This is a genomic window from Actinomycetes bacterium (assembly GCA_036510875.1).
In the GTDB taxonomy this organism is placed as follows: domain Bacteria; phylum Actinomycetota; class Actinomycetes; order Prado026; family Prado026; genus DATCDE01.
In genome coordinates, this window is sequence record DATCDE010000165.1 from 1 (window position 1) to 7,763 (window position 7,763).

Here is a 7,763-nt window from a genome sequence, read left to right on the forward strand (position 1 = left end):
GAAGTTCCTGCTGTCCTGCACCGACGACAACATCCCGGCCGCGGACGCCGCCCGCCTGTTCAAGGGCCTCCTCGACGTCGAACGCGGCTTCCGCGACCTCAAAGGAGTCCTCGAGGTCCGACCCGTCTATCACCGCAAGGAGCAACGCATCCGCGCCCACGTCACGCTGTGCTTCCTGGCCCTGGTCCTGATCCGCGTCGCCGAGAACGCCACCGGCGACACCTGGCCCGCGATCGCCCGCGACCTGGACCGCATCCACGCCAGCGACCTGCACGGCAGCACCGGCCGGATCCGCCAGCGCAGCGAGATCACCCCCGACCAGGCCGCGATCCTCACCGCCTGCCAGGCCACCACCCCACCCCTGGTCCTGGCCGCCGAACCCGCGCGCACACCCCGCAGGCGAGCCCGCAACACCGAATAGATACGCACCCCCCCCACGGACAAATCGGGGAAACCCCTTGTCCCCCACCGACTATCCGCCGAACGCTGACCCATGAACTGTCGAACTCGGGTGACGGTCCTGACTGTCGTCAGCACGCTCGGACCGTTCTAACGGGACTGAGCGACAGCTCGCGTGAGGCGCCCGCGCACGTCACAGCCCTGCTGGATGACCGGCCTCAAAGTCATCGTGGCCAGTGGGACGCAGGCTGCACGTTGGGGCTGTATGCCACCACACTGCATGTGCCGATCAAGTGCGCTCCAGAGATGGCATTGGGTGCGGTGCGGGTGGGAACTACCCGAAAGATCTCGCCGACTTGAATACGATGCTGAGAGTGACCACGCCACCGATCTGGAGCTACGGGAGGTTCGTACTCGGTTGCGGCACGTTCGGCGGGATTGGCGGGAGTCCGACGCTCGTGGGTCGTGGGCTGGACGAGCCTTCAGCGTTCGCGACGATGGACGAAGCGGTTGGTTTGGGCATCACACTGTTCGACACTGCGGAACGCTACGCAGGCGGTGCAAGCGAGATCGTGATCGGTCGTTGGCTGGTCAAGCGCGACTCGGCCGTCTCTGACCGAGTTCGACTCGCTACCAAGGTTGCCCCGCCAGACGTCACCGGGTCAGGCAGCCGCTTCGACGCCGCCCTTCTCGAAGAGAAGTTCTCCGGGAGCCTTCAACGACTTGGCGTCGACACCGTCGAGTTTCTGCTCACCCATGCGCCCGATGAGGGCACACCAATCGAGGAGACTCTCGAGGGGCTGGAGGCGATTCGCGCCAGTGGCCGCTGCCGTTACGTGGGCGCTTGCAACGTTGATGCGGGCCAGCTCACCGCAGCCCTCGACGCGGCCGAGCGGCTCGGTATCAGCGGCTACCAAGTCGTGCAGAACGGCTACAGCCTGCTGGAACCCCACGATGACCGGGCTGTCCGGTCGATCTGCGCCGGGCGCGGTCTGGCGTTCACGCCCTTCTCGCCCCTGGCCGGCGGTGCGCTCACTGCGAAGTACCTACGCGGCGTCACGCCACCCCCAGACTCCCGGATGGCGCTGCGCCCCGATGGGGTCGATGAGCTGCTCACTCCCGCCGTGTACGACGCGATTGATCGGCTCCGCTCCGATGCGGAGCACCGACACGGAGTCGAATGCGGTGCCCTCGCTCTCGCATGGCTGTTACACCATCGCGACGTGACCGCTGTTGTCACAGGTCCTTCCCGTAGATCGCCCCACCTGGAGCTGGCCGCGCAGGCCGCCGACGTCGTTCTGTCGGATGCGGACTTCGCCGAGATCGAATCCTGGTTCGCGTCGCCCGGCGTCCAAGGGGTAGTGACAACCCATAGCGCCGACCCCACCACCCCGAGCGAGGCCGCGGACGGCAGCAACTGAAGCGCGCACCGATGTGCCGATGAAGAGCGGATCGAATGGGCCGTTGCAGTCAGGTGGAATGTGATTCGCCGGTGACGAGCCAACGGGTTTCCGCCACGACCTTGTCGGGGTCACCCATGTGGCCCTCCGCGTCTTCTACGACGACTTCCGCGCCGGGCACGTTGCGCCCCAGCCATGCACCGTGCGCAGCGGGGACGAGGACGTCCTTGGCGCCGTAGCGCACCTGCACCGGGACCGTGATCTCCGCCAGGTCGAACCCCCACGGCTTGGTGAACACCAGGTCATCGTCGACCCAGCCCCCACACGCCGCCGCGGACCAGGTCCTCAGTTGCCTCCCGGATCACCGCCGCCAGGTCGGCACGGCTGAGCACTGCGCGGTCGGCGTCGTCCAAAGCCCAGCCGTCACCCAGCAGCTTCGACGCGTCGGCGGCAACCCGCTCGGCCATCTCTCGCAGCTCACGGTCCAGCTCCACGGCGAGACGCTGCTCACCGTCCACGGCCCAGCCGAACTCCGTCACGTTGAGCGGATCCATCCCGGCGAAGAAGTCCAGCTCATCCAGACCGAAGGGAGCGACCCCCACATCGCAGCAGGCACGCACCACCCGCTCGCCCAGGCGCGCGGCCACCGCCAGGCTGTGCGGGCCACCACCCGAGCCGCCGGTCACCGCGAACCGCCCGATCCCGAGGTGGTCCGCGATCGCAGCGACATCCCCGACGCAGTCGACCACCGAACGACCCGGCCGCCGGGTCGACCCGCCATAACCCGGCCGGTCGTAGGTGATCACCCGGGCGCCGGCCTCCGCATACTTGCCCTCATCCGGATGCCGGTTCAGCAGGCCCCCGGGAGTGCCGTGCAGGCCGAACACCGGGAACCCCGCCGGGTCACCCCACTCGGCGAAGCACAGGGTCCGTCCTCCATCAACCACGATGCTCTGGTGGCTGCGAGTCGTCTCAGTCATGGCGCCGATCCTGGCAGCCGACGACTCTCCGGAGCAGCAGGATGCTCAGACATCCTCGGTCAGCGACATCCTCGGTCAGCCGAGTACCGAGGAGGGCACCGACGTGCGCTTGCTCCTACTGCGGGGATCCAACACATGGATGACGTCTTCGACACGACAGGTCGGGCGGTGCACGCCAGTCAGTCGTCGATGGCTTCGATGCCACGCTGCTTGAGGCTTTCGAGCTGGTCTTTCATGGCTTGAAGGACTTCGGGGCGTGGCCCTCCCAGTTCGTGATCTCACCTGCGACGCGGAGCGGCTCACGAGAGCGGTAAGGACTTCGTGGGGTTGCCGGGGAACTTCTTGTCCGTCAGGTTGGGGTCATCCATGATCGGACCGCTTGGTTCCACCGTGTAGATCCTGCCTGGGCCCTCACCGACCGCCAGTTCCGCTCCCCAGATGGCGGCGTCCAGCGTGGCGGTCAGATAGACTTGGTTCGACTTCCTCTGCGTGCCGTAGTTGGAGCGATAGCCAGGCTCGATCAGATCTCCTGGCTGCAAGTCTGAGCGTGTGCCGTGGCAATACCGTTCCCGGTTCTCTTGGTCCACGGTTCCCATGGTGCCCGGCGCAGCCTCGCCGGCAAGCCAATCGCCCCGAAGTGGTGCGATGACGGAGCGGGAGCGGGCCTCCCGCTCGGTGACCACGACGCACCGGGCCAGCTCGAGACGACCCCGAGGAGCGAGCAGAGCATTAGCGTGCGGCAAGGAGACCTCCGAGGATGAGCCGGGACCTTCGACAAGCCCCACCTCACCCGGAGGTCTCCCCTACGTCACGGATCCTGGAGGCCGTGTCGCCCTGTCACCAACGTGTGTGGGCAGTACAGCTAGCCCGTCGCCCCTTCGGGGGCGGCGGGCTAGCTGCTGTGTGGGCGGGTCAACCCTGTGCGCAGTGGTCCAGGAACACAGTCGGGGGTGGTGCGGGCAGCGCCTTCCACTGCGGCTGGAGCCGCAGGTTGCGCCAGGCGTCCCGGCACAGCTGCTCGGGCACTACCCCGCCGTAGCGTTCCATGCTCAGCCGGACATTGGCCATCCGTCCCAGCTCGGCGTAGTCATGCCCAACCAGCTGAGCGCTCACCGGGCGGTCGGCGGCCAACGGGGAGGCGTCATCGCCCGGGTCGGTCGCGGGAAGCGCACAGCCCGAGACCAACACCAACGTGGCTGCGGCGAACACCCGACGCATGGCCGCAGGCTACCGCTGGCGGCACGCTCACTGGAGCCCGTCCACCGAACCGTGACCGGTCGGGGAGCACCACCGGCGCGGTCTTCCCACGCCCAGGGCGGGGGGCCAGGCCGCGTATCTCGACACCACCGAGATCGGGGCGATCTTCGAGCAAGCTCGCCGGTCGACAGCGTGGAGTGGCGCATAACAGTCGCCGTTGATCTCGTGAAGGGTGCCACGGCACGCTCCCCGGTACGCCAGACTCGTCATCCGTCGGCAGAGGAAGTTCCTGGGGAGGGTTCGGATGCAGTCGTCATCCAGTGGTGCGGGCGTCTTCTGGTTGATCTTCGCGGTCGTGGTGTACGTCGTCGGAGCGCTGCCCCTGATGGGGGTCTTCGGCAAGGCCCGCCAGCCCGGCTGGGCGGCGTTCATCCCGATCTACAACCTCTACGTGCTGCTCAAGACCGTGGGCCGACCCGGCTGGTGGCTGATCCTTTACCTGATCCCCATCGTGAACCTGGTCATCACGATCATCGTGTGGAACGACCTGTCCACCGCGTTCGGCCACGGTGCCGGGTTCACGATCGGACTGTTCTTCCTCAGCTGGATCTTCCTGCTGATCCTCTGGCTGGGAAACAGCCAGTATTCAGGGCCTCCAGCACTGGGTAGGGGATAGGTAGCACGGCACGAAGTCCTACGAGCTGGAGCGGCGCATCCTGGACGTCGGCCTCCCGCACGAGTTCTTCAGCTACCCCTAGCGGCCACTCCCGGCCGCGGCCCTGGCCCGACAATGTGTGCCGTTGCCTTCCCTGGTTGCCCTACACGGCTTCGCTGATAGCTGTCAGGTCGGCGATGAAGTGCTCGAGGTTCCGGCGCTGCCGCTCCAGCTCGCGGTACTCGTCCATCTCCTCGACCACGCGGTCCTGCCGGACCTCGGCGGCGAGATCGCGCTCGTGGAGCTCCAGCAGAGCCTCCTGGACGAGCTGTAGGTAGCGCAGAGGCGCCAGTACCGGTAGCGGCTCCCGGACGGCGTTGCGGTGGCGTTCGGCCCTGGTGCCTCGCGGGCATCTGCCCTAACGTCGGGGCCGTTCGAACAGAGGGGACAGCCGTGCCGTTCGTCGATCGATTGATCAAGATCGTGTCCCGGAACCTAGAGCGAGGCGGAGAGCCTCATCAGGTTCTCCACACCGTCATCGGGGGGCAGCGTCAGCGGGGCACCGCGCTCCTGGTCCGCAACGGTCTCCCGGTCGAGGTGTTCGACACCTCGGCGTTGGATGGCTGGCTCGCGCACGTGAGCCCGACGACCCCGGGTGCTTGAGACCCATGCGCGCGGTGATCCACACGAGGTACGGCACCCCTGACGTCCTGGAGCTCGCGGACGTCGCCAAGCCGGTCCCGGCCGACGACGAGGTCCTGGTCAAGGTCCACGCCACCACCGTGAATCGGACCGACTGCGGGTTCCGCGCCGGCAAGCCGTATGTCGTGCGAGCCTTCAGCGGTCTGCGCCGCCCGAAGCAGCCGATCCTCGGCACCGAGCTGGCCGGAGAGGTCGAGGCGGTCGGATCGGCGGTGACCGATTTCTCGGCAGGGGACCAGGTGTTCGGTGTCCACGCCGACCGCTTCGGGGCGCATGCCGAGTACGTCTGCGTCAAGCAGGACGCCCCGCTGGCCCTCAAGCCGGCCGGCATGTCCTACGCGGCGGCCGCCGCCGTCTGCGACGGGGTGATCCTCGCTCTCACCTGCCTCAGGCGAGGAGGCGTGCACAAGGGACGGCGGATCCTCATCTACGGAGCCTCCGGGTCGATCGGCACCGCGGCGGTTCAGCTCGCCCGGTACTTCGAGGCGCACGTGACGGCTGTGTGCACCACGAAGAACGTCGACCTCGTGCGCTCGCTCGGCGCCGACGTGGTCGTCGACTACACCCGGGAGGACTACACCACCAACGGTGAGGCCTACGACGTCCTGTTCGACGCCGTCGGCAAGAGCGACTTCGAGGCGTGCAAAGGATCCCTTGCACCCGGCGGGCTCTTCATCACGACGGACCTCGGGGCCCGATGGAAGAACCCGCGCCTGGTGCTGTGGACCGCGGTGTTCGGCAGTCACCGGGTGCTGATCCCGATCCCCAAGTACACGAAGAAGGACGTGCTCTTCCTCAAGGAACTCATCGAGGCCGGGCACTACCGGGCGGTCATCGACCGCACGTACCCGCTGGAACACGTCGTCGCGGCCACGACGTATGTCGAGTCGGAGCAGAAGACCGGCAACGTCGTCCTCACCGTCATCCCTGACACGGCCAGCTGACCGCCCCCGGTCGAGGGTGCACGTGATCGTCACACCAACGCTGTTCGTGGTCACCGGGCGGCGCCGAGGCTGCACTCGAAGTGCCCGTTCCAGCGCGGGTCCTTCGGCGTTCTGCGCGGGGACACCGGGGATGGAGTGGATGGATGCTGCTCGCGGAAGCAAGTCGAACCTAGAGCTGACCGTCACGGGCGAGGACCTCGGCGACCCAATCCGCCTCTCGACCGAGCGAGCGGTCTGCCTCGACGGTTCGCCGACCTCGTGATCACCGGTGACGGCTACGTGGCGAGGCCGTCGGTCGTGAGCCAGGCCAAGGACCGCAGCAGGTAGTCGACTGACTCGGCGATCTCCGCGTCGTCGGCATGCGGGTGACGCACATCGTCGGTGAAGATCGCCACATCGGCCAGCGCCCACCTGCGGCGCTGTAGCCGCATCCCGCGCGGGTCCGCGCGGCGTCCGGTGCGCGCGGTGTACTCGGCGGCAACCTGCTCGTCGGACATGCCGTCGCGCGCGAGCAGCCACAGGTCACGCTCCGGCGGGGCGACGAGCACCGTGTCCCAGTCGACCAGCCGTAGGCCGTTCTCGGTGCGGATCAGGTTGCCCGGGTGCGGCTCGCCGTGAGTGGCGACCCGCGAGGCAGTGGAGGCGGCCCGGAGGACCTGGGCCTCTGCGTCGTACGTTGCGAGCGCGTGCCGCAGTGCGGCCTGGTCACGCCGGAGCGCGGCACGGACCGGCTCAGCGTGCGGACCGCTGTGCCACGGCCGGTCGAGGTCGGCCAGCGCCGCGTCGAGGGCCTTGCGCCGGTCGACCCGGAGCGCGTCCGTGCGGACGGTCGGGCAGGCTGGCACGGCCGTGGTGTGCAGCCTGGCGAGAAGGTCCAGCACGTCGGCCCGGTCATTGTCGGACACCGGGTCGCCGAACGACCCGGCATGGCCGGTCACGTAGGGGTAGACCGCGACCGCGTGGTGAGTCCCGATGCGCTCCAGCGCGGCGCCGCCGCCGGTCCGCAGGGGGGCGACCACCGCCGCGAGGCCCCGGTCGTGCAGGGCGGCGGCGGTGTGCAGCGCGGCATCCAGGTCGGTGAACGTCGCCGACCCAGCGGGAGCCAGGGCGTCCGCGGTGACGAACCAGCGCTGCCCGTCCCGGCCAGTTGCCATCCAGTGCTTGCTGCCGAACCCCACCGGGGCGTACGCAACTGCATAGACGTCCAAAAGCCAGCGCTCACGCAGCACGGCCAGCAGCTCGGCCTCGTCGACAGCGGCAGTTGGAGTGCGCATCGACCGCAACCGTACGGCAGACACCGCGCGCACGTTCCCAGAGCAGGGCCAGGTGCTGAACGTCGTCGAGCCCGGACGCTGACTGTTGTGATCCGAGCCGGTCCGGCGCGAAGAGGCCCGCCGTGCGAGGTCGTCCTCGAGGATGACTCACCTGGCTGATGCACCTGAGCCTCATCCCCACCCACATCTGCACCGACAGGCTGCCGAATCGT

The 7,763-nt window shown here is 68.1% G+C and carries 10 protein-coding genes and 1 pseudogene; 6 read left to right on the forward strand and 5 right to left on the reverse strand.

Annotation, left to right across the window (positions count from 1 at the left end):
* Together VIM19_09555 and VIM19_09560 are read left to right on the forward strand one after the other, a co-directional pair.
* Window positions 1-421, forward strand: a 421-nt coding sequence (locus tag VIM19_09555; GenBank protein ID HEY5185126.1) for a transposase, incomplete at its 5' end; no start/stop codon positions are given.
* 352 nt (window positions 422-773) lie between these two features.
* Window positions 774-1,820: an aldo/keto reductase gene (locus tag VIM19_09560; protein ID HEY5185127.1), complete on the forward strand. Its 1,047-nt coding sequence runs from the start codon at window positions 774-776 to the stop codon at window positions 1,818-1,820.
* A 49-nt stretch (window positions 1,821-1,869) separates the two neighbouring features.
* Here the strand turns inward: VIM19_09560 and VIM19_09565 are convergent, their stop codons facing one another.
* From VIM19_09565 to VIM19_09580, 4 genes and pseudogenes are all read right to left on the reverse strand, one after another.
* Entirely contained in the window at window positions 1,870-2,097 is a 228-nt protein-coding gene (locus VIM19_09565) for a hypothetical protein (protein ID HEY5185128.1), read from the reverse strand.
* Between the two features lie 4 nt (window positions 2,098-2,101).
* Complete coding sequence (locus tag VIM19_09570; protein HEY5185129.1) at window positions 2,102-2,779, reverse strand: alpha/beta fold hydrolase; 678 nt, start codon at window positions 2,777-2,779, stop codon at window positions 2,102-2,104.
* A gap of 179 nt (window positions 2,780-2,958) precedes the next feature.
* Window positions 2,959-3,375, reverse strand: a pseudogene (gene arr, locus VIM19_09575) (NAD(+)--rifampin ADP-ribosyltransferase).
* Window positions 3,376-3,691: 316 nt separating this feature from the next.
* Entirely contained in the window at window positions 3,692-3,997 is a 306-nt protein-coding gene (locus tag VIM19_09580; protein ID HEY5185130.1) for a hypothetical protein, read from the reverse strand.
* A 283-nt stretch (window positions 3,998-4,280) separates the two neighbouring features.
* Between VIM19_09580 and VIM19_09585 the strand changes: the two genes are divergently transcribed.
* The 4 genes from VIM19_09585 to VIM19_09600 all read left to right on the forward strand — a co-directional run bounded on the left by VIM19_09585 (window position 4,281) and on the right by VIM19_09600 (window position 6,277).
* A complete protein-coding gene (locus tag VIM19_09585) occupies window positions 4,281-4,652 on the forward strand; it encodes a DUF5684 domain-containing protein (protein ID HEY5185131.1) in 372 nt (123 codons plus the stop codon).
* A 181-nt stretch (window positions 4,653-4,833) separates the two neighbouring features.
* Window positions 4,834-4,965, forward strand: a complete 132-nt coding sequence (locus VIM19_09590) for a hypothetical protein (protein HEY5185132.1) — start codon at window positions 4,834-4,836, stop codon at window positions 4,963-4,965.
* Window positions 4,966-5,084: 119 nt separating this feature from the next.
* Window positions 5,085-5,294, forward strand: coding sequence for a hypothetical protein (locus VIM19_09595; protein HEY5185133.1), 210 nt, complete (start codon window positions 5,085-5,087; stop codon window positions 5,292-5,294).
* Window positions 5,295-5,299: 5 nt separating this feature from the next.
* On the forward strand, window positions 5,300-6,277 hold the full coding sequence (locus VIM19_09600) for an NAD(P)-dependent alcohol dehydrogenase (protein HEY5185134.1): 978 nt from the start codon (window positions 5,300-5,302) through the stop codon (window positions 6,275-6,277).
* Between the two features lie 275 nt (window positions 6,278-6,552).
* Here the strand turns inward: VIM19_09600 and VIM19_09605 are convergent, their stop codons facing one another.
* Window positions 6,553-7,551, reverse strand: coding sequence for a phosphotransferase (locus VIM19_09605; GenBank protein HEY5185135.1), 999 nt, complete (start codon window positions 7,549-7,551; stop codon window positions 6,553-6,555).
* Window positions 7,552-7,763: the final 212 nt, after the last annotated feature.

What these genes read in the sequence shown, in the direction of transcription:
- VIM19_09570 (HEY5185129.1), bottom strand. Translation starts at nt 2,779, where the DNA reads ATGACTGAGACGACTCGCAGCCACCAGAGCATCGTGGTTGATGGAGGA.
- VIM19_09580 (HEY5185130.1), bottom strand. Translation starts at nt 3,997, where the DNA reads ATGCGTCGGGTGTTCGCCGCAGCCACGTTGGTGTTGGTCTCGGGCTGT.
- VIM19_09585 (HEY5185131.1), top strand. Translation starts at nt 4,281, where the DNA reads ATGCAGTCGTCATCCAGTGGTGCGGGCGTCTTCTGGTTGATCTTCGCG.
- VIM19_09600 (HEY5185134.1), top strand. Translation starts at nt 5,300, where the DNA reads ATGCGCGCGGTGATCCACACGAGGTACGGCACCCCTGACGTCCTGGAG.
- VIM19_09605 (HEY5185135.1), bottom strand. Translation starts at nt 7,551, where the DNA reads ATGCGCACTCCAACTGCCGCTGTCGACGAGGCCGAGCTGCTGGCCGTG.